24 protein-coding genes are annotated in these 20,095 nt (G+C 63.7%); 12 read left to right on the top strand and 12 right to left on the bottom strand.

What is annotated here, in order from left to right; translation table 11 throughout:
- The first annotated feature begins 7 nt into the window (after positions 1-7).
- Together BH682_RS13350 and BH682_RS13345 are read left to right on the top strand one after the other, a co-directional pair.
- On the top strand, positions 8-670 hold the full coding sequence (locus BH682_RS13350; protein WP_003942632.1) for a potassium channel family protein: 663 nt from the start codon (positions 8-10) through the stop codon (positions 668-670).
- A 33-nt stretch (positions 671-703) separates the two neighbouring features.
- The gene (locus BH682_RS13345) at positions 704-997 is read left to right on the top strand and encodes a GNAT family N-acetyltransferase (RefSeq protein ID WP_003942641.1); all 294 of its coding nucleotides are present in this window, start codon (positions 704-706) and stop codon (positions 995-997) included.
- Here BH682_RS13345 and BH682_RS13340 read toward each other — a convergent pair.
- A complete protein-coding gene (locus BH682_RS13340) occupies positions 990-1,703 on the bottom strand; it encodes a DUF3159 domain-containing protein (RefSeq protein WP_003942611.1) in 714 nt (237 codons plus the stop codon). The two genes, BH682_RS13345 and BH682_RS13340, sit on opposite strands and share 8 nt — an antisense overlap.
- Before the next feature lie 52 nt (positions 1,704-1,755).
- The gene (locus BH682_RS13335; RefSeq protein WP_030536883.1) at positions 1,756-2,130 is read right to left on the bottom strand and encodes an OB-fold nucleic acid binding domain-containing protein; all 375 of its coding nucleotides are present in this window, start codon (positions 2,128-2,130) and stop codon (positions 1,756-1,758) included.
- Positions 2,131-2,268: 138 nt separating this feature from the next.
- Between BH682_RS13335 and BH682_RS13330 the strand changes: the two genes are divergently transcribed.
- Complete coding sequence (locus BH682_RS13330) at positions 2,269-2,994, top strand: alpha/beta fold hydrolase (protein WP_003942605.1); 726 nt, start codon at positions 2,269-2,271, stop codon at positions 2,992-2,994.
- An 11-nt stretch (positions 2,995-3,005) separates the two neighbouring features.
- Here BH682_RS13330 and BH682_RS13325 read toward each other — a convergent pair whose 3' ends face one another.
- Both BH682_RS13325 and dut read right to left on the bottom strand, forming a co-directional pair.
- A complete protein-coding gene (locus tag BH682_RS13325) occupies positions 3,006-3,845 on the bottom strand; it encodes a DUF3710 domain-containing protein (protein WP_075833066.1) in 840 nt (279 codons plus the stop codon).
- 3 nt (positions 3,846-3,848) lie between these two features.
- On the bottom strand, positions 3,849-4,343 hold the full coding sequence (gene dut / locus BH682_RS13320; protein ID WP_075833064.1) for a dUTP diphosphatase: 495 nt from the start codon (positions 4,341-4,343) through the stop codon (positions 3,849-3,851).
- Between the two features lie 41 nt (positions 4,344-4,384).
- Between dut and BH682_RS13315 the strand changes: the two genes are divergently transcribed.
- The gene (locus BH682_RS13315; protein ID WP_075833062.1) at positions 4,385-4,882 is read left to right on the top strand and encodes a DUF3093 domain-containing protein; all 498 of its coding nucleotides are present in this window, start codon (positions 4,385-4,387) and stop codon (positions 4,880-4,882) included.
- Positions 4,883-4,962: 80 nt separating this feature from the next.
- Here the strand turns inward: BH682_RS13315 and BH682_RS13310 are convergent, their stop codons facing one another.
- Entirely contained in the window at positions 4,963-5,265 is a 303-nt protein-coding gene (locus BH682_RS13310; protein ID WP_003942593.1) for a DUF4193 domain-containing protein, read from the bottom strand.
- Between the two features lie 533 nt (positions 5,266-5,798).
- Here BH682_RS13310 and cei point away from each other — a divergent pair.
- A complete protein-coding gene (gene cei, locus BH682_RS13305; protein WP_003942618.1) occupies positions 5,799-6,482 on the top strand; it encodes an envelope integrity protein Cei in 684 nt (227 codons plus the stop codon).
- A 6-nt stretch (positions 6,483-6,488) separates the two neighbouring features.
- Here cei and BH682_RS13300 read toward each other — a convergent pair whose 3' ends face one another.
- Complete coding sequence (locus BH682_RS13300; protein ID WP_042449947.1) at positions 6,489-7,367, bottom strand: inositol monophosphatase family protein; 879 nt, start codon at positions 7,365-7,367, stop codon at positions 6,489-6,491.
- 169 nt (positions 7,368-7,536) lie between these two features.
- On the opposite strand from BH682_RS13300, the gene ppgK reads away from it, so the two are divergent.
- Together ppgK and BH682_RS13290 are read left to right on the top strand one after the other, a co-directional pair.
- Positions 7,537-8,304 (top strand): polyphosphate--glucose phosphotransferase, encoded by a 768-nt coding sequence (gene ppgK, locus BH682_RS13295; protein WP_042449945.1) that lies wholly within the window; start codon positions 7,537-7,539, stop codon positions 8,302-8,304.
- Positions 8,305-8,416: 112 nt separating this feature from the next.
- Positions 8,417-9,841: an RNA polymerase sigma factor gene (locus BH682_RS13290; protein WP_370333980.1), complete on the top strand. Its 1,425-nt coding sequence runs from the start codon at positions 8,417-8,419 to the stop codon at positions 9,839-9,841.
- Positions 9,842-9,910: 69 nt separating this feature from the next.
- Here BH682_RS13290 and BH682_RS13285 read toward each other — a convergent pair whose 3' ends face one another.
- The 4 genes from BH682_RS13285 to BH682_RS13270 form a co-directional block, all read right to left on the bottom strand.
- A complete protein-coding gene (locus BH682_RS13285; RefSeq protein WP_042449914.1) occupies positions 9,911-10,720 on the bottom strand; it encodes a tyrosine-protein phosphatase in 810 nt (269 codons plus the stop codon).
- Between the two features lie 21 nt (positions 10,721-10,741).
- On the bottom strand, positions 10,742-11,914 hold the full coding sequence (locus BH682_RS13280) for a cation:proton antiporter (RefSeq protein ID WP_003942634.1): 1,173 nt from the start codon (positions 11,912-11,914) through the stop codon (positions 10,742-10,744).
- Between the two features lie 7 nt (positions 11,915-11,921).
- The gene (locus tag BH682_RS13275) at positions 11,922-12,404 is read right to left on the bottom strand and encodes a cation:proton antiporter regulatory subunit (RefSeq protein WP_021344116.1); all 483 of its coding nucleotides are present in this window, start codon (positions 12,402-12,404) and stop codon (positions 11,922-11,924) included.
- An 86-nt stretch (positions 12,405-12,490) separates the two neighbouring features.
- A complete protein-coding gene (locus tag BH682_RS13270) occupies positions 12,491-12,868 on the bottom strand; it encodes a DUF952 domain-containing protein (RefSeq protein WP_007732832.1) in 378 nt (125 codons plus the stop codon).
- A gap of 234 nt (positions 12,869-13,102) precedes the next feature.
- On the opposite strand from BH682_RS13270, the gene BH682_RS13265 reads away from it, so the two are divergent.
- Positions 13,103-13,294, top strand: coding sequence for a DUF7455 domain-containing protein (locus BH682_RS13265; protein WP_003942643.1), 192 nt, complete (start codon positions 13,103-13,105; stop codon positions 13,292-13,294).
- 133 nt (positions 13,295-13,427) lie between these two features.
- Here the strand turns inward: BH682_RS13265 and BH682_RS13260 are convergent, their stop codons facing one another.
- Positions 13,428-15,206 carry a DEAD/DEAH box helicase gene (locus tag BH682_RS13260; protein ID WP_003942642.1) on the bottom strand — a complete coding sequence of 593 codons (1,779 nt, stop codon included), beginning with the start codon at positions 15,204-15,206 and terminating at the stop codon, positions 13,428-13,430.
- Positions 15,207-15,462: 256 nt separating this feature from the next.
- On the opposite strand from BH682_RS13260, the gene BH682_RS13255 reads away from it, so the two are divergent.
- Complete coding sequence (locus BH682_RS13255) at positions 15,463-16,725, top strand: YihY/virulence factor BrkB family protein (RefSeq protein WP_075833060.1); 1,263 nt, start codon at positions 15,463-15,465, stop codon at positions 16,723-16,725.
- Here the strand turns inward: BH682_RS13255 and BH682_RS13250 are convergent.
- The gene (locus tag BH682_RS13250) at positions 16,698-16,934 is read right to left on the bottom strand and encodes a DUF3039 domain-containing protein (RefSeq protein WP_003942602.1); all 237 of its coding nucleotides are present in this window, start codon (positions 16,932-16,934) and stop codon (positions 16,698-16,700) included. The two genes, BH682_RS13255 and BH682_RS13250, sit on opposite strands and share 28 nt — an antisense overlap.
- A gap of 83 nt (positions 16,935-17,017) precedes the next feature.
- On the opposite strand from BH682_RS13250, the gene BH682_RS13245 reads away from it, so the two are divergent.
- From BH682_RS13245 to BH682_RS13235, 3 genes are all read left to right on the top strand, one after another.
- The gene (locus BH682_RS13245; RefSeq protein WP_003942638.1) at positions 17,018-17,377 is read left to right on the top strand and encodes a DUF3099 domain-containing protein; all 360 of its coding nucleotides are present in this window, start codon (positions 17,018-17,020) and stop codon (positions 17,375-17,377) included.
- Positions 17,378-17,403: 26 nt separating this feature from the next.
- Entirely contained in the window at positions 17,404-18,903 is a 1,500-nt protein-coding gene (locus BH682_RS13240) for a DUF7782 domain-containing protein (protein ID WP_075833058.1), read from the top strand.
- 159 nt (positions 18,904-19,062) lie between these two features.
- Positions 19,063-20,034, top strand: a complete 972-nt coding sequence (locus BH682_RS13235; protein ID WP_003942639.1) for a sigma-70 family RNA polymerase sigma factor — start codon at positions 19,063-19,065, stop codon at positions 20,032-20,034.
- Positions 20,035-20,095 lie beyond the last annotated feature (61 nt).

The raw sequence follows: 20,095 nt of genomic DNA, 5'->3' as shown, positions 1-20,095 counted from the left end.
GTTCTCGATGAAGGTCGCCATCGCCGGAGCCGGCGCCGTAGGCCGTTCCATTGCGCGAGAGCTGATTCGAAGCTCACATGACGTCATGCTGATCGAACGCAAACTCGATCACATCGAACCGGAGTCGGTGCCCGAGGCGAAGTGGGTGCACGCGGACGCCTGCGAACTCAGCAGACTCGAGGACGCGTCGATGGAGTCGTACGAGGTCGTGATTGCCGCGACCGGAGACGACAAGGCAAACCTGGTCCTCAGTCTGCTCGCGAAAACCGAGTTCGGTGTTCGCCGAGTTGTCGCCCGCGTCAACGATCCCCGCAACGAGTGGCTCTTCGACGAGTCCTGGGGCGTGGACGTCGCCGTCTCGACACCGCGGATGCTCGCTTCGCTCGTCGAAGAGGCCGTCTCGGTCGGTGACCTGGTCAAACTGATGACACTGCGGCAGGGACAGGCCAACCTCGTCGAGATCACGTTGCCCGACAACACACCTCTTGCCGGAAAAGCCGTCAAGAAACTCGAACTTCCGCGAGACTGCGCACTGGTCACCATCCTGCGTGGCGGACGCGTGATCGTCCCGCAGATGGACGATCCCATCGAAGGCGGGGACGAACTGCTCTTCGTTGCGGCCGTCGACGCCGAGGATCAGTTGCGCGTTGCACTCCGCCTGGAGAATTGACCGACGAACACACTGACGACGAAAGGGAATCACATGGCACAAGCGCCCGAAAACACCGTAGTCACCGACAATCCGGCCCAGAGCCGGTACGAGATCCATGCCGACGGCGACCTCGCCGGGATCGAGGACTACACCACCTCCGGTGACGTCGTCTCGTTCAACCACACCGAGATCTACCCCGCCTTCGAAGGTTTCGGATTGGCCGGGGTTCTCGTCCGCCAGGCTCTGGACGACCTACGAGCACGCGGCCTCAAGGTTCATCCGGTGTGCCCGTACGTCGTGAAGTTCCTCGACAAGCACCCCGAGTACCAGGACCTGATCAGCTGAGATCGCGGTCTTCGCGCGGCTTCGTCAGATTCACCGAGCCCACCTCTTCGGACCCTGCGTCCGTGGCGGTGGGCTCGCTGCTTTCGGGCTCCACAACCGGTTCAGGCTCGACGATGCGATCGGCCTTACGCACAGCCCAGACCGTCACGAGCAGCACCAAACCGGTCAACGGCCACCCCATGCCGATACGCGCGACTGCGAGCCATCCGGTGTGGTCGGTGTCGTAGAGCTGTGACTGAACGAGATACCGCGCACCGAAGACCAACGCCCACGCTGCCGTCGCGACGTCGTAGAGCCGGACGGCGGAGCTGTGCTTGCGCCAGAGATTGCCGTGCCCGTTGAGATAACCCCAGATGATTCCGACGAGGGGCCAGCGCACGAGGATGGAAATCAGGAAGACCGCACCGTAGGCGAGGCTCGTGTAGATACCGAAGAGGAAATATCCTTTGGCGTCGCCGGTGCGGTAGGCGATGAATGCGGAAACTCCGACTCCGAGAAAACCGGAAATAGCGGGTTGGAGGGAATCCTTGCGGAAGAGGCGCCAGGCCGCGATAGCGACAGCGACGCCCAATGCGGCCCAGATTGCCGCGGTGAGATTCCAGATGCTGTTGACCGGGACAAAAATCAGAATCGGCAAAGACGAATAGATCAGACCACTCAGCCCGCCGAGTTGGTCGATTACCGATCGCTGTTGTGTTTCAGTCACCTGTCGAGGGTGCCACAGTCACCGAGTTGCACGGTAAATGCGGGAAACGCGCCTATTCGCCGCGCAGTTCGTAGTAAGGGTTGAAGATCGCCTTGCGACCGTCACGCTCGCCCACACGACCGCGGATCAGCAGGGTCTTACCGGTCTCGATTCCCGGGATCCGGCGACGCCCGATCCAGACGAGATTGATCATCTCGGTGCCATCGAAGAACTCGGCCTCGATGCTGGCATTTCCCGACTTGGGACACGCGTCGACGCTGCGGAGTCGGCCCACCATCGTGACTTCTTCACCGCGACGACAATCGCATGCCTTCTGACCTCCGGAAGCCTTGTTGGACTCGGCCATCTCCTGGGCGTCCAACTGGTCGACGTCCTCGGTCAGACGCTGGGTCAGTCGACGAAAATATCCTGCGGCGGCGGGTGCCATTGCGCGCTCCTGCGAACATGTGTGACGCAAGGGTTTCGCGTCACGTGAAGGGCTGTGTGATCGCCACTGTAGACCCATTACGAGCGTGTAACCACACCGGTCAGTCCGCGTCTCGGGGGCACCGGGCAAGATCAAGAGATGCAGAACTCTGAATCGGCGACCGTTGCCGTCGTTCTCCCAGGTACAGGCTCTGACGCCCACTTCGCGGACCGCGCATTCCGGGCGCCGCTGGAGGCTCTGGGTGTGCGCATCGTCGCAATTGAACCGGACCCTCGGCGTGTCGTGGACGGCTATCTGGACGCGATGGACAGAGCCGCGGACACGCACGGCCGAATCATCGTCGGAGGGGTCTCGATCGGAGCGGCCGTTGCACTCCAGTGGGCCGCCGACAATCCCGATCGAACCGTGAGTGTGTTGGCAGCGCTTCCGGCCTGGACGGGCTCGGCCGACGACGCCCCCGCAGCAGCGAGCGCGCGGTTCACCGCCGGGCAACTGCGCTCCGAAGGCTTGGAGTCGGTGATCGCTGCGATGCTCGCGTCGAGTCCGGCGTGGCTCGGAGCCGAACTCGAGCGCTCCTGGCGCTCTCAGTGGCCCGATCTCCCGGCTGCGCTCGACGAGGCGGCGTCGTACCACTCACTCGGCGAGAGCGCGCTACGGGCGGTGGGCGTTCCGGTCGGCATTGCGTCGGCGGTGGACGATCCGGTTCATCCCGCGTCAGTGGCGCAGGCCTGGGCGGCTTCACTCCCCCGCGGCGCAGTCGCCACGACGACGCTCGACATGATCGGGCGCGACCCCGCGGTTCTCGGGTCCACCTGCATCAAAGCGCTCGCGGCGATCGAATCCGATACCACCGCGAGCGCCTGAAGAAAATCCTGTTACTGACCCAATTGCTGCATGGCAGAACCGGATTCGCCGCTACGAGGCGGCGGGGTCGGCCATGCTGGAGGTGCCGGCGGAGCGGGCGGTGCTGACTGCTGTTGCTGCTGGGCGGCGACCTGTTGCTGCTGCGCTGCCGCCAACTGCTGCTCGTGTGCGGCCGCCAACTGCTCGGCGAGCACCTGCGGGAGCACCACGGGCAGCGGTGTCCGCACCGGATGCGGCTCTGATCCTCGGTTGACGACGGTGTCACGCAAAATGTCCCGTGCGATTGCCACCAGAGGGGCGTTCGCGGCGGTGGATCCACTCGGACCCGCGACCACGCAGCGCACCATCCACCGGGGACCGTCGACGCCGATGAACCGCAGGTCCATGTTGGCCGTCACAGCAGCCAGTTCACGGCCCCACGGGCCGTTCTCGACGCTCACAGCGGAATTGTCGTCGCGAAGCGACTGCGCGAGCTCGGCAACGACCTCACGCCACTGACCGGGCGATTTCGGGGCGGCGTAGGCAGCAACCGTGATGCGGCCGTGCTCGGTGACCAGGTGCACGGCCTGCGGCGAACCGTTGGGCGCCATCTCGACCTGCAACTGCCCGCCGGTCGGCATCGGCACCAGAACGGAACCGAGATCAAGACGCTGACCGTCACGGCCTGCCGTCGGATCGTCGGAATCGATCTCCGAGATGTCGTAAGGGCCTTCCGATTCGTCACCGAACTCGTCGCCGGTGACTTCGAGATCGTCTTCGACCTCGTCGATCTCCACCGACTCGTCGTTCTCGTCACCGAAGAAGCTGGTGGTTTCCTCGTCGACGTCTGTCTTCTTCTTGCGTCCGAACATGATTCAGACTCCCTCTCCGACTACCGCGCCAGGCGCATCGGTATCGAGTATCGCGTGCCCGCCGCTGGAACCGTAGCCTCCGGTTCCTCTGGTCGTGTCGTCCAGCGATTGGACTTCCTCGAAAACCGGAAGTTCGACTCGTTGAATCACGAGCTGAGCGATTCGGTCACCGCGGCGGATGTCGATGGCTGTGGCCGGATCGAGATTGATCAAGCAGACCTTGAGTTCGCCCCGGTATCCCGCGTCCACGGTTCCGGGCGCATTCACGATCGACAGTCCCGATTTGGCGGCGAGTCCGGAACGCGGATGGATCAACCCGACGGTGCCCACCGGCAAAGCGATCGCGATCCCCGTTCCGACCAGTGTTCGGTGGCCGGGTTCGATGGTGACGTCGCTGGTGGAGCACAGATCCACACCCGCATCTCCGGGATGCGCACGCTGTGGAACGGGCAGGTCTGGATCCAGTCGCTTCAAGGCGATGGAGAGATGGTCGCTCACGTGGGCCAAGACTACTCGTAGCGACGGACTATCCTTGACAGGTGCCCGAAACATCTCGACCTGACGTCGCCACCACAACGCCCCCGTCCACGACGCTGTACTCCGAGCGCCTGTGGGTGCCGATCTGGTGGTGGATCGCCGGGCTGGCCGTAGCCGGACTCCTCGCGGCCGAGGTCCACATGGGCCGCCCGGGGCTTCTCTCGTACCTGGCGTACGTCGTACTACTCCCGATCCCGATCTGGGCGGCATTCTGGCTCAGCCGGATGCGCGTCGAGGTGGTGGAGACAGCAGGGGTGAAGGAATTGCACGTGGGTAGAGCCCACCTGCCGGTCGAATTGATTTCACGGGCGGCAGCAGTGCCGGCTTCCGCGAAGAGTGCTGCGATGGGGCGCCAACTCGATCCGTCGGCGTTCGTCCAGCATCGCCCATGGGTCAAGACAATGGTGTTGATCGTGCTCGACGACCCGGAGGATCCCACGCCGTACTGGTTGGTGAGCACACGTCGTCCCGCTGATCTGCTGGCTGCGCTGGATCGCTGACCAGCGCGGTCACAGCAAAGCAGTACTTCCCGACCCTTGGTCGACCCTCGCGCTGACGGGTCGACCACCGGGAAGGGAGATCAGGCAGCGCAGTCCATGCATACGAGCTGTCCGTTGGCATCACTGGCCAGGCGGCTGCGGTGATGAACCAGGAAGCAGCTCGAACACGTGAACTCGTCTGCCTGCTTCGGAACAACTCGAACCGAGAGTTCCTCGCCGGAAAGGTCGGCACCCGGCAGCTCGAAGGACTCCGCGGTGTCCGTCTCGTCGATGTCGACGACGGCTGACTGCGCTTCGTTGCGTCGCGCCTTCAGCTCCTCGAGCGAGTCCTCCGAAACCTCGTCGGACTCTGTACGCCTCGGTGCGTCGTAGTCAGTTGCCATCTCGTCTACCCCATCCTCTTCGTGTATCCCGGTCCCGTGTGCGCCGAGAATCCGGTAGATCCTTGATGCGCATGGAAACCGCCGTGGCATCCAGATCATTCCCTGTCGCTGCATAACGCTGCAGGACTGGAATTAGTGCCCGGAAGTTCCTTCCGAGAACGTGATCTGCGCCTCATTTGGTTGTCATTTCGGCGTCCGGCCGATGCCCAGTTGAACGACCTGGGCCGCCAGACAGTAGCCGACGTGAGCACGAAAGTAGTAACCGAATCGGAAATTTCCGAAAAATGACTGCGAATTGTCACCAAGGCAAGAGCAAGCTGTGACCTTTCCACGATGTTTTCGGGCCGAATCCGGGTAGAAACAGGCCGGTAATCGGCCAACTGCCGTTTCGCAATCGACAAGGACTCGACGCGTCGAGCCTCGCTTCGGCTGTCTCGTCACACAGGCCCTCTAAGGTAGGCACCGAACGTCATGCCGGCGCCGCTCGGCCCGATGGCGAAGTAGAAGTTTCGTCAAGAAAGTCGAGGGATACCGTGGTTTCTCTGATCACCGAAGGCAGCTCTACCGATGACCAGGGACGTCCGTTCCGCCGTCGGCGCGCGTGGCCGGTGATCGCCGTGTTCGCGGTACTCGCATTGATCGGCAGTGTCTTGTGGGTCCGCATCCTGAGCGCCGAGGCGGAAGTCAGTGACACCGTCGCCTGCAACCTGCCGCAACCTTCGTCCGATCCTTCGGCAGCGGCGCCACTACCGCTGGGAACCGTCGTCGACCGCTCGAAGCTGCTCGACGTGGATCCCGCTCCCCTCGCCGCCACCAAGGTTCGTGTGTTCAACGCCAACGGTGAACACGGCCAGGCGGCCCAGGTGGCAGCGCAACTGAGCGAGTTCGGCTTCTCCAGCGCGCCGGACGTCCAGGTCGGAAACGACCCCGTCTACGTCGACCAGAACATGGAGTGCCAGGGTCAGATCCGATTCGGAGCGAACGGCCTCGCCGCCGCCAGTTCCGTCTGGCTGGTCGCCCCCTGCGCCGAACTGGTCCAGGACGGCCGCGGCGACGACACCGTCGACCTGGCTCTCGGCACGTACAACAAAGGCGCCCTGACCCCCAACACCGACGCCACCGCGATCTTGCATGCTCTGGCCGAGCAACCCGCAAACGCCGAAGTCGCCCCCATGGACATCGCACTGCTCAAAGCAGCGCGCACGGCGCGCTGCTGACAAGCCTCAGCTCGGAATCGGCTGATCTGCGCCGGTAGCTCCGAGCATGTGCGCGAACTGCTCGGCGATCGCCGGAGCGACTGCGTAAACGACATCGCCGTCGGCCGACGTGGAATTGGGCGCCGGGACGTTGATCACGGCGCCCGCTTCGGAAGCGATCAAGGAGCCGGCTGCCCAGTCCCATGGACTCAGTCCGTGTTCGAAGTGAGCGTCGACCCGGCCGGTGGCAACCATGCACAGATCCAACGCAGCCGAACCGATGCGTCGGATGTCGCGGACCTGCGGCAGGATCTGCCCGATCAACGTGCCCTGCACCTTCCGGCGATCCGCTCCGTAACCGAAGCCGGTGGCCAACAGCGCCATTGACAGCTCGGTCACCTCATTGGCTTGCAGGTCGCTGACGACGCCGTCGGCCGTGGTCATGGTTGCACCGCCGCCCCGATGCGCGGCGTACGTGGTTTCCAACGACACGTCGACGACAGCCCCGGCTACCGAGAACCCGTCGATCTGTACGGCCACCGAGATGGCGAACGCGGGGATTCCGTAGAGAAAATTCACCGTGCCGTCGATGGGATCGACAACCCATCGAACTCCCGCGGAATCGTCGGTGTCTCCGCCACCTTCCTCACCCAGGATCGAATCTGCAGGGCGCAATTGCGCCAGAAGGTCGCGAATCACCTGTTCGGTTTCGGTATCGACCACCGTGACGGGATCGGTGGGCGTGCTCTTCGCCGCAACCGAACCACCCTCGGCGGCACCGGAACCCACCAGGCCGAATACCTCGGGCCGACGCAAGCGGACGTGTTCGGCTGCGCGTTCGGCGACGGCTACGGCTACTTCCCGCAACTGTGCGGGGTCCAGAGAATCGGCGGAAAAGTCGGGCAACGTTCTTTCTGAAGGGCGCACCGGACCATCGCAACACATCTCTACCGAGGGGCACCACTCGAACGTCTCGAGGCGGGCGGTTCGAGAGGACGCGCCCGGGTCCTTGTTCGGGTTAGTGTTTGCAACGGTAGATCGTGACCTCGAATTCGACACTCAGGAGCGCAGGACGATGACAACCACAGGTTTCGGGATCGACGTCGGCGGTAGCGGCGTCAAGGGCGGCACGATCGACCTGAGCACCGGGGAAATGATCGGTGACCGCATCAAGATCCTGACCCCGCAGCCGTCCACACCCGATGCGATCGCGGGCACTGTCGCCGAGATCGTCGAGCAGGCCAAGTGGACCGGTCCGGTCGGCATCACCTTGCCCGCTGTCGTGACCGGCGGCGTCGCGCGAAGCGCCGCGAATATCGACAAGTCCTGGATCGACACCGACGCCGCCGCTCTGTTCGGCAAGGCGCTGGGCGGGCGCGAGGTCACCGTCCTCAACGACGCCGACGCTGCCGGAATCGCCGAGGACTCGTTCGGAGCGGGTAAGGACACCTCCGGCGTCGTGATCTTGTTGACCTTCGGCACCGGAATCGGATCTGCCGTGCTGCACAACGGAGTTCTGTTGCCCAACACCGAGTTCGGTCACCTCGAGGTCGACGGCAAGGAAGCCGAGCACCGGGCGGCGTCGTCGGTGAAGGAGAAGAAGGACTGGAGCTACAAGGAGTGGGCCGTCGAGGTCTCGCGAGTTCTGACCACCTTCGAGAACCTGCTCTGGCCAGACCTCTTCATCGCCGGAGGCGGTATAAGCCGCAAGCACGAGAAGTGGATTCCGCATCTGACCAACCGCACCAAGGTCGTCCCCGCCACCCTTCTCAACACCGCGGGAATTGCCGGAGCTGCGCTCGCATCGGTCGGACTGACTAGGCCGGCCTCCGTCGCCGGATGAGAAAACCCGCACGTGAAAAGCGGAAAATCTACCTGTTACGGCCCGCCGTGACGTAAGAGTTTCCTGAGAGTCGTTACAATGGTGAAGTCCGGCTGCGCGCCGGCCAACAACCATTGACCTCTCCGCCGGATCACCACTCTGGCGTGACGCCGCACGACACCGTCACGAAAGGGCGTACGTGGCAGCCACCGATACACGTCAGACTGCTGATTCTCCATCAGAGTCAGAGCCACAATCTCCAGCCGTGGAGGCGGCCACCGTCACCGCTCCGGCAGCCAAGAAGGCTCCGGCGAAAAAGGCCCCCGCCAAGAAGGCAGCAGCAAAGAAGGCTCCGGCCAAGAAAGCTCCGGCCAAGAAGGCAGCAGCTAAGAAGGCCAGCCCCAAGAAGGCCGGCGATCCTGACGCCGAAGACGGCGATGTCGAGTTGGAAGACATCGACATCACGGACGGCGACCTTGCCGAGGTCGAGTCCGATGTCGTCGAGGTCGTAGCAGTCGGCGAAGACGAAGAGACCGCTGCAGAGCCGTCCGAGAAGGACAAGGCTTCCGGCGACTTCGTCTGGGACGAGGAAGAGTCCGAAGCTCTCCGTCAGGCACGCAAGGATGCCGAACTGACGGCGTCCGCCGACTCGGTTCGCGCCTACCTCAAGCAGATCGGCAAGGTCGCACTCCTCAACGCCGAAGAGGAAGTCGAACTGGCCAAGCGCATCGAGGCCGGCCTCTACGCCGTGCAGATCATGCAGGACCTCGCTGACAAGGGCGAGAAGTTGCCTGCGGCTCAGCGACGCGACATGAGCTGGATCTGCCGCGACGGCAACCGCGCCAAGAACCACCTCCTCGAGGCCAACCTCCGCCTGGTCGTCTCGCTCGCCAAGCGCTACACGGGCCGCGGCATGGCGTTCCTGGACCTCATCCAGGAAGGCAACCTCGGTCTGATCCGTGCAGTCGAGAAGTTCGACTACACCAAGGGTTACAAGTTCTCGACCTACGCCACGTGGTGGATCCGTCAGGCCATCACCCGCGCAATGGCCGACCAGGCTCGCACCATCCGTATCCCGGTGCACATGGTCGAGGTCATCAACAAGCTCGGCCGTATCCAGCGTGAGCTGCTCCAGGACCTGGGCCGTGAGCCCACGCCGGAAGAGCTCGCCAAGGAAATGGACATCACGCCGGAGAAGGTGCTGGAAATCCAGCAGTACGCGCGTGAGCCGATCTCTCTCGACCAGACCATCGGCGACGAGGGCGACAGCCAGCTCGGTGACTTCATCGAGGACTCCGAAGCTGTTGTCGCAGTCGATGCCGTCTCGTTCACCTTGCTGCAGGATCAGCTGCAGTCGGTACTCGAGACGCTGTCCGAGCGCGAAGCCGGCGTGGTTCGCCTCCGCTTCGGTCTCACCGACGGTCAGCCGAGGACTTTAGACGAAATCGGACAGGTCTACGGCGTCACGCGTGAGCGTATCCGCCAGATCGAATCGAAGACGATGTCGAAGCTGCGCCACCCGTCGCGTTCGCAGGTTCTGCGCGACTACCTCGACTAGTCACACCAGCTATGCACACAAGAGCCGCTCTCCGGATCGCCGGAGAGCGGCTCTTGTGCGTTTGCCGCCTCAGACCAAGAGTGTGTCCCGGAGTTGTGCGACATCGTCCTCGCTCAACTGAAGGCCGTCCCGGACGTAGTTGTCGAAGTTGCCGTACACCCGATCCACCGTGGCGAAAGACGTGTCCAGCCAAGACTGTTCGACGCCGTCGATGAACGCGCTCCCCGTGCGGGGTCCGGTGAGGTACTGATTGCTGAGCATGTAATCGGCGTTCACGTCGGTGCGACTCACGCCGAGGACGGTCAGGAGAACTGCGGTCATCCAACCGGTACGGTCCTTGCCCGCCGAGCAGTGGTAGAGGACTGCACCGTCGGTGTTCGCGACGTTCACCAGCGCGTCGTGGAATGCGCGGCTCGCCCCCGGATCGGTCACCATCAACGCGTACATCGTCGGCATGTCCACCAGCGCCGGGAGGTTGGCGGGGTTGGTTCCGATGACGTCGAACCAGTTGCTTCGCGCCCCGTTCGGAAGGCGATCCTGCGAGAGCGTTCGTTCGACGACCGTACGGAAGTCGTCGACCGATTCCACTCCGCGTTCGCTCAACGACGCGAGATCCGACGGTGTCAGCTTGTCGAGGGCATTCGAGCGAAATACCTTCCCCCACCGAACGGTCTGCCCGTCCGCGGCGTCGTAGCCACCGATGTCACGCGCGTTCGACGCACCCTCGAGGTGTAGCGATCGATCCGCGGCAACCTGCGCAGCTGTGGGTCCGGCGTGGTCGAGAGCGGGAATTCCACCGGCGAGCGCCGGGACCGGTGCACACGAGATGATCAGCGCACACAGAGCGGTCGCGGCGGGACGGGCGATTCTGTTCGACATCCGGACAGAATAGGACCGCAATCAGGACTTCGTACGAACCTTGATGTACAACGAGGCGACCGGTTCGATAACTCTTGCCGCCACCGGGCCGATGACCGCCATCAGGAGCACGTAAGCAGTTGCCAATGCGGCAAGTTCGGCGTCGACGGCGCCTGCGGACACCGCGAGGCCTGCGATGATGATGGAGAACTCACCGCGGGCGATCAGAGCGGCACCGGCGCGCGCCTGACCCATTCGCGCGACACCCTGACGTCTGGCCGCCCAAGCGCCGGTTACCAGCTTCGTGATCGCCGTGACCACTGCCAGGATCGCGGCCCATCCGAGGACTGGCGGAATGGAACTGGGATCGGTGTTGAGACCGAAGACCACAAAGAACATTGCGGCGAACAGATCTCGAAGGGGCTCGAGCACGCGACTGGCATTGTGCGCCGTCGACCCCGAGATCGCGATTCCGAGGAGGAATGCGCCCACAGCCGCCGACACCTGCATCGCCGAACTGATGCCGGCGACCAACAGTGCGGCACCGAGCAGCTTGAGCAGGAGCGTCTCACTGTCGGGACTGTCGAGGAGGGCGGAGACGTACCGTCCGTATCGGAGGGCCACGACAAGAACCACGGTGATGACCAACAACGAGATCCCGACCGCTTCGAGCCCGCCCATGAAGCTCACGCCCGCGAGCATCGCGGTCAGAATCGGCAGGTACAGCGCCATCGCCAGGTCTTCGAACACCAGAATCGACAGCACGACCGGTGTCTCGCGGTTACCGAGGCGCCCCAGGTCGCTGAGCACCTTGGCGATGATTCCCGAAGACGAGATGTAGGTGACGCCGGCCATGACCGTCGCCCCCACGACGCCCCAGCCGAGCATCAAGCCGACAACCGCGCCAGGTGTGGCGTTGAGGACGATGTCGACGATGCCGGCTACCCGCGAGCGTTTGAGACCGGTGACGAGCTCGGCCGCAGTGTATTCGAGCCCCAACAGCAGCAAGAGCAGGACGATCCCGATCTCACTTGCCAGATGGGAGAACTCGCCGATGTCGCCGAGCTGGATGAAACCGCCCTGTCCGAAGCACAGGCCGCCGATCAGGTAGAACGGGATCGGCGACATGCCGACGCGAGCAGCGAGCCGTCCGAGCAGTCCGAGCGCGAAGAAGACCGCGCCGAGTTCGATCAGTGCGAGGGTGGTTGTATCCACGCGCCAGTCAGCCGTTGGCCAAGATTTTTGCCGCTGCAGCCAAACCGTCCGGCGTTCCGACTGCCACGAGAAGGTCTCCCCCGGTGAACGTGAAGTCGGGGTTCGGAGACGGGCTCACCTGTCCTGCCCGCATGACGGCGACGATGGACACTCCGGTACGCGTGCGCATGCCGGTGTCCCCGAGGGTCTGTCCGTCGTAGCGAGAACCGTCCTTGATGTAGAGCTGTTTGGTTCGAATGCCCGGAAGATCACGGTGCTCTTCCTCGAGCTGAGCAACGAGCTGTGGGGCACCCAGGAGATTGCTGAGCGCTGCCGCTTCCTCGGTGGTCAGAGGCAGCGAAGCAGCACACGCGTCAGGGTCGTCTGCCTTGGAAACGATGAGGTCGGTATGACCGTCCCGATGGGTGACGACACCCACGCGACGACCGGAAGACAGAACAAAATCCTTGCGCGTCCCGATCCCCGGTAGTGGGGTGACTTCTACGTTCATATACCAACGGTAGCGCCGATCGGTGACCTGCATCGCGGGAGGGCCGTAATCCGCGGGGCACAGTTCACGACCGGCCAACCGGCGACCTACCGAACCGGCGAAAACACGCCGTTCTCGCCCGGAAAATACTCGACGACAGCGGTGACGGCTGCGACGGGAATCGGGGCGTACAGATGCGGGAATCGCATCGATTCCGGGTCCGAGGGGACACCCGGTTCGTACTTGACCTGACCGCCGAGCAAGGCCGGATCGATAGCCAGAAGGACTATGTCGTCACGGCCGGCAAAGATCCGATTGGCCGGGAGATGAACTTGCGCCGGAGTCGACATGTGGACAAATCCCTCCGCCTCGAATCCGTCGGGGATACGTTCACCGAGCTGTTGTGCCCGCGCCCACTCCTCGCGCGTGCACATGTGGAGCAACTCGACGCTCTCGTCGACAAGTGGTTCGCGTCCCGGGTTCATCCGCCCAGAATATCGGGCTGAGGTCGGCGATCCGAATCAGCTGTCAGCGAACAATCTTCACGCGAGAATGCCTGCCCAGCGCATTTCCAGTGAGACACAACACTAAGAAACGCCTTCGGGAACAACCCGTAAACCCCAAACGTCTGTAAGAGTGGATCTACCGCGCCATTCCGACGCGGCGGACCAGGCCCCAGGCACGCGGCCCGAATGCCGCAAAGCCAGTACGGAGGAGTCATGCCCGGAACACTGACCAGCCCACAGTTGACCGCTGCCGACCGGTGCGACCGGTGCGGTGCCGGAGCACGCGTACGCGCCGTGCTTCCCACCGGCGGCGAGCTTCTCTTCTGCGGACACCACGCAACCGAACACGCGGATCGACTTCGCGAGATGAATGCCGTCGTCTCCGAAAGCGAACCCGCAATCTGACCTGTCAGCCGGGGGTGGCCTCTTCACGAGGCGCGCCATGAATGCCAGAACGGGCGATCACAGTCACTGTGATCGCCCGTTCTGCCGTTCCGGGGCCGCAAGCACGCGAAGCGTGCGGGACCGGTATCGGCTGCTACCAGCTGCGGAGAATCGCGATGCGTTCGGTCAGCTGATCGACAGTAGCGATGGCCGTCGGCGGACCGCCGCACACCCGGCGCAGTTCCGCGTGAATGATGCCGTGCGGCTTACCAGTGCGGTGAACGTTCATCGCCACCAACCCGTTGAGCTCCTTGCGGAGCGCACCGAGCTGATCTGCCGTGGCCGCTCGATCGGATACCACTGCCGCCGTGGGTTGCGGGGCGGCGGCCTTGGCCGAGTTGGCCTCGACCTGCGTCTGCTGGCGTTGACGCAGCAATGCCCGCATCTGATCGGCGTCGAGTAGGCCTGGCAGACCGAGGTAGTCGGCTTCCTCGTCACTTCCGGCGAATGTCGCGGTACCGAAGGATGATCCGTCGTAGATCACCTGGTCGAGTTCGGCATCGGCGCCCAGGGACGTGAACGCCTTCTCCTCCTCGCCCAGCTCGTCCTTCTGCTTGTTCGCATCGGCGAGCAGGTCGTCTTCGAGGCCGTCCTTCTCACGATGCGGCTTGCCGAGTACGTGATCACGCTGGGCCTCGAGCTGTGCGGCAAGGTCGAGAAGCACCGGCACCGACGGCAGGAAGACGCTGGCAGTTTCGCCCTTACGACGCGAGCGCACGAAGCGCCCGATCGCCTGAGCGAAGTACAGCGGAGTCGACGCGCTGGTCGCGTACACACCGACCGCCAGACGGGGAACGTCGACACCCTCGGACACCATGCGGACCGCGACCATCCATTTCTGGTCGCTCGCACCGAATTCGGCGATTCGCTTGGACGCGGTGGGGTCGTCGGACAGCACGACAGCCGGCTGTTCGCCGGTGATCGCGGTCAGGGCCTTCGCGTACTCGCGGGCCACTGTCTGGTCCGTCGCGATGACAAGTCCGCCGGCATCGGGCATACCGGTACTGCGCAGCTGCGCCAAACGGGTGTCTGCTGCTTGCAGCACGGCAGGAATCCAGTCGCCGGCAGGGTCCAAGGCCGTACGCCATGCCCGAGTCGTCTGCTCGGCGCTCAGCGGCTCGCCGAGTCGAGCGGTGAATTCCTCGCCGGCGTTGTTTCGCCACCGTGCCTCGCCCGAGTAGGCGAGAAACACGACGGGGCGAACCACACCGTCCTTGAGGGCATCCGAATATCCGTAGGAGTGATCGGCTTTCGAGCGGAGCAGACCTTCCTTGTCCGGCTCGTACTCGACAAAAGGAATGGCACTGTCGTCACTGCGGAACGGGGTTCCGGTCAGTGCGAGACGCCTGGTCGCGTCGCCGAACGCTTCACGAATGGCGTCGCCCCAGCTCTTGGCGTCGCCGCCGTGGTGGATCTCGTCGAGGATGACCAGCGTCTTGCGGCCCTCGGTCCGCACACGATGCTTCGACGGGTGCGAGGCAACCTGGGCGTAGGTCAGCACGACGCCGTGATAGTCACTCGAGGTCTGGCCGGTCGAGTTGGAGAACCGCGAGTCCAATGCGAGGCCAGAGCGCTGAGCGGACTCCGCCCACTGGTGCTTGAGGTGCTCGGTCGGCGCCACGACGGTTATCTGGTCGACCGTCCGGTCACGGAGCAATTCCGAAGCTACCCGCAGAGCGAAGGTGGTCTTACCTGCTCCCGGCGTTGCGACCGCCAGAAAGTCACGCGGACTGCTGGAAAGGTATTTGGTCAGTGCACGGCGCTGCCATGCACGAAGGGAACCGGTAGGGGCGCCAGGTTGGGTTCCCGCGGATTGAGCTCCGGCGGGTTCGGGCGACTTGCCGAACTCGGCTGCCACGGTCTCAGACGTCATAGGCCGCGCCTCCACTGGAATCGCACTGTTGTCTCGCGCTCCTCGAATTTTCATCAATGTCCGGCGACGAGCCTAGCCGCCGCCACCGACGAAAGCCGCACTCGAAGCGCGTACTCATGGCCGTTCTCACTCCGGCCGGCGAGGTTTCGCTTCTCTCGCATCCTGCCGACCTGCACGCGAATTGTCTCAGAAATGTGCGACACGTCGGCGCCATGGTTGGGCAACCGGGTGTGTCGTCAGGGATGCTGGAGACATCATGAGTGAAGCGCGAGGCGAGAAGTCGAGCGGAAGTGATCTGCACCACCGCAGATGGCATCCGCTACGCCGCACCGGGCAGTTGATCGGTCGAACCCTGAGCAAGGCCTGGGACGATTCCATCTTCGGAAAGGCGGCTACGGCCGCGTTCTGGCAAACGCTGTCGCTTGCTCCCCTGCTGCTCGGCCTTCTGGGAATGATCGGCTACATCGGTGGGTGGTTCGGACCCAACACCGTCGAGATCATCGAATCCAAGATCGTCACGTTCAGCGGAACGATCTTCAGCGAAAGCGTCGTCGACCAGATCATCCGCCCGACGGTGACGGACGTCCTTCAGCGCGGACGCCCGGAGATCATCTCGGTGGGCTTCCTGCTCTCCCTGTGGGCGGGATCATCGGCGATCAGTACGTTCGTCGACTCGATCGTGGAAGCACACGGGCAGCAGGATGCCCGCAATCCCATCTGGCAGCGCATCTTCGCCCTGCTGCTCTACGTGATGTTCCTGGTGATGGCGGTGTTCATCCTGCCGCTGGTAGCTCTGGGGCCGACGCTCGTCGGGCGAGCACTGCCGGCCTCCTGGTACGTGGTCGGATCGAATCTGGTCGACACGTTCTACTACCCCGCTGTCGGTCTGCTGGTGATCATCGGCCTCACGACGCTCTACAAGGTCGCTCTGCCGAAGTCGCTGCCGTGGCATCGGCTGCTCGCGGGCGCCCTGGTCGCCGGTGTGTTCTTCATGGCCGCCAGCACCGGATTGCGCTGGTACCTGGGATTCGTCACCAGCACCGGCTACACGTACGGCGCGTTGGCAACGCCGATCGCGTTTCTGCTCTTCACGTTCTTCCTCGGTTTTGCCGTCGTCCTCGGCGCCGAGTTCAACGCGACGGTTCAGGAGTTCTGGCCCGCTCGTGCCACTCGGATGGAGCAGATGCGAGAGTGGCTTGCGGCTCAGAACACCGACGAAAAGACCGGTCCGGTCACCAACCTGACCTGGCACCTGGCCACCAGCCCCATCCGCATCTCGGGCGACAAAGCGGACCCGGCCACGGTCCCCTCGTACGGGCGGCCCCGCAGCAGACAAACCGAGAGCAGACAATCGGAGTCGCGCCAGAACTCGTGCGTCGACCAAGATCCCTGCGATGAACCGCACGCAGACGCGAAGAGCCCGGCGGCCGACTGCGTCGAGGCTGTCGATCCGCCGAGCTCCGGAAGTACTCCCGCTCGCGTGACCCGAGGTCAGTCGCCCTTACGGAGTCCTTCGTAAATCTTCTTGCAGTCCGGGCACACCGGTGATCCCGGCTTGGCGGACTTCGTCACGGGAAACACCTCACCGCACAGCGCGACGACATGGGTTCCCATGACGGCGCTCTCGGCGATCTTGTTCTTCTTCACGTAGTGGAAGAACTTCGGGGTGTCGTCGTCGGTCGTTTCGTCGGTGGAGACGTCGGGACGTTCCTTGGTTTGAGTGCTCACCCCTCCAATAATGCCGTCTCCGTCACAGCGGTGCGACCCACGGGTCGTGTGCAATTGTCGGCCGAGAGTGGAACAGTGGAGTCATGGCACGAAATGGCGCGTTCGGCAGGTCCGACGAGGCCGGGACTCCCGACAATCCCGTACTGATCACCGAAGCGCAGCAGTCCGTCGAAGAACAGCACAAAGCCCGAGTGCGCAAGTACATGATCATCATGTCCTTCCGGTTCCCGGCGTTGATCCTCGCGGCGATCGCGTACGGCATCTGGGCCAACGCCTGGATCTCGATGCTCATCATCGGTGCATCCATTCCGCTTCCCTGGATCGCCGTCCTGATCGCCAACGACCGACCACCGCGCACCAAGGACGAACCGAGTCGATACGACGGACGAAAGAAGACCGCAGGCGAGATCGAATCCGCGACGCACCACACCATCGAAGGCTGACAAGTTCCGCCTGCGAGAATGACAGGGTGAGAAGCGAAACGCTCCTGTCCATCACCCCTGCGCTGCGTGAGGCTCTGCTTCGCAATCGATTCGACACCGGAACCATGCTCGAGGCGTTGGGTCCCGAAGTTCACGCTGCTCTCGGTCGAAGTGAGCCGGTGCCCGTGCGCCGCGCCACCCGAGAACTCGGGGACCTGGGCGTTCTCATCAGACTGTTCCTTCTCGCCGATGACTGCCCGGCGGGCGACGTCGCCGCGGCGCTGGCTCCGCTGACAATCGCGCAGTGCGTCGACGCCGGTCTGCTCGAAGGTGAGAACTTCGACAGTGAGAATCCGCTCGTGCGGGCCGCGGTGGATCTTCGCCCCATCGACGTCGGCGACGGCGATCGTTGGGTGATCTCGGATCTCGACGGCGGAATCCGTCCCAAGAAGGCCACGGCCGATCATGTGCTGGGCGTCGGGCATGCGTCACTGTCCTTGCTGCAGGCCACGCCCACCGCGAGGGTCGGCAGCGTGCTCGACCTCGGTACGGGATGCGGCATCCAAGCCCTGCACGCGAACACGTACGCCGATTCGGTCACCGCAACCGACATCAATCAACGCGCTGTCGACCTCACGGCAGCAACCATGGCCCTCAACGGACTGGACGTCGAACTCCTTCAAGGGTCCTGGTTCGAACCCGTCGAGGGTCGAACCTTCGACCAGGTGGTCGCCAATCCGCCGTTTGTCGTCGGCGAGGCACGCGTCCATCACACGTACCGCGATTCCGGCCTCGATCTCGACGGTGCGAGCGAATTGATGATCTCGCAATCGATCGACTACCTGAACCCCGGCGGCACGGCAGCTCTGTTGGCGTCCTGGGTGCACGTCGAAGGGCAGGACTGGCGGTCGCGGATCGCGTCATGGCTGCCGGCCCACGGCGTCGATGCCTGGGTGGTCCAGCGCGATGTCGCGGATCCGGCTCTGTACGTCGGCACGTGGCTCAAGGACGGCGGGCAGGATCCTCGAGATCCGGAAACGGCATCGAGAGCAAACGCCTGGCTGGATCACCTCGAAGAAGCCGATGTCGAGGGCGTCGGCTTCGGTTTCGTGTTTCTTCGCCGCACCGACTCCCCCACCGACCTGATGGCCGAGGACCTCATGCACGGCTTCTCGGACCCGCTCGGGGCCGAGGCGCTCGCATACTTCGACCGTCTTGCCTGGTTGCGTGAACACGACGTCCTCGAGGAACGCTTCGTCCTCGATCCGGACACGGCTCTCGAACGCGTCTACCTCCCCGGTGACGAGGGATGGCAACAAGTGGTCACGCGCGTGCACCGCGGCAACGGACCGCACTGGCAGCACGAGATCGACGAGCTCGGTGCTGCGCTGTTGGCCGGACTCCGAGCGGATGGACTGGTGGTCGACGAATTGATCGAACTTCTTGCCGCGGCGAACGGCGAAGACCCGGACCAGCTACGTGAGGCCGTCGTCACAATGATGGTCTCGCTGGTTCGACACGGGTTGGTGCTTCCCGTCACGAACTGAGTTCCCGGTGAGTTGCAGATTTTTGTGTTCTCAGCAACTTCTCAGGACGACTGGGAAATAACTGCAGGTCACGGCGATTTAGCGGAAATCGGCACGGGAACTTTCCCGGAACTCTCACACGTTGAACTGTGTGAGAGACCGCCGATAGGGAGGCAAGTCATGACAAGCCCCAGCACCACTACTCGCATTCGTCCGAGCGCCGCAGATCTGGACGCCCAGAGCCCGGCCGCAGACCTGGTCCGCGTCTACCTGAACGGGATCGGTCGTACCGCACTGCTGACAGCAGCAGACGAGGTCGAACTGGCGAAGCGAATCGAAGCGGGGCTGTACGCCAGCCACGTCCTTGCCACGGGAAAGCGCCTGACAGTCGCCAAGAAGAGGGATCTCGCAACGATCGTTCGCGAGGGACAGTCGGCACGTAGCCACCTCCTGGAAGCGAACCTGCGACTCGTCGTGTCGCTGGCCAAGCGCTACACCGGCCGCGGCATGCCGCTCCTCGATCTGATTCAAGAAGGCAACCTCGGACTCATCCGTGCAATGGAGAAGTTCGACTACGCCAAGGGCTTCAAGTTCTCGACGTACGCCACCTGGTGGATCCGTCAGGCAATCACCCGCGGAATGGCTGATCAGAGCCGCACCATCCGGCTCCCAGTCCACCTCGTGGAGCAGGTCAACAAGCTCGCCCGCATCAAGCGCGAACTGCACCAGCAGCTCGGGCGAGAAGCCACGGACGACGAGTTGGCCGAAGAGTCGGGCATCCCGGCGCACAAGATTGCCGACCTGCTCGACCACAGCCGCGACCCGGTAAGCCTGGACATGCCTGTGGGCAACGACGAAGAAGCGCCCTTGGGCGATTTCATCGAAGATTCCGAGGCGACCTCGGCCGAGAACGCCGTCATCGCCGGTCTGCTGCACAGCGATGTGCGCAGCGTGCTCGGGACGCTCGACGAGCGGGAGCAGCAGGTCATCCGACTTCGCTACGGTCTCGACGACGGCCAGCCCCGCACCCTCGATCAGATCGGCAAGCTCTTCGGCCTCTCGCGTGAGCGGGTTCGTCAGATCGAGCGTGAGGTCATGGGCAAGCTCCGCGTCGGCGATCGCGCCGAGAAACTGCGGTCCTACGCGAGCTGATCAAACAACACAGCACGTGCGTCAGCGCGCCACACCACTCGCGCTGACGCACCGCACAAAG

It is taken from the genome of Rhodococcus sp. YL-1 (genome assembly GCF_001942025.1).
GTDB classification, from domain to species: Bacteria; Actinomycetota; Actinomycetes; order Mycobacteriales; family Mycobacteriaceae; genus Rhodococcus_F; species Rhodococcus_F qingshengii.
Note: the sequence above shows the minus strand (reverse complement) of the source record. Positions and strands in the feature narration are given on the sequence as shown.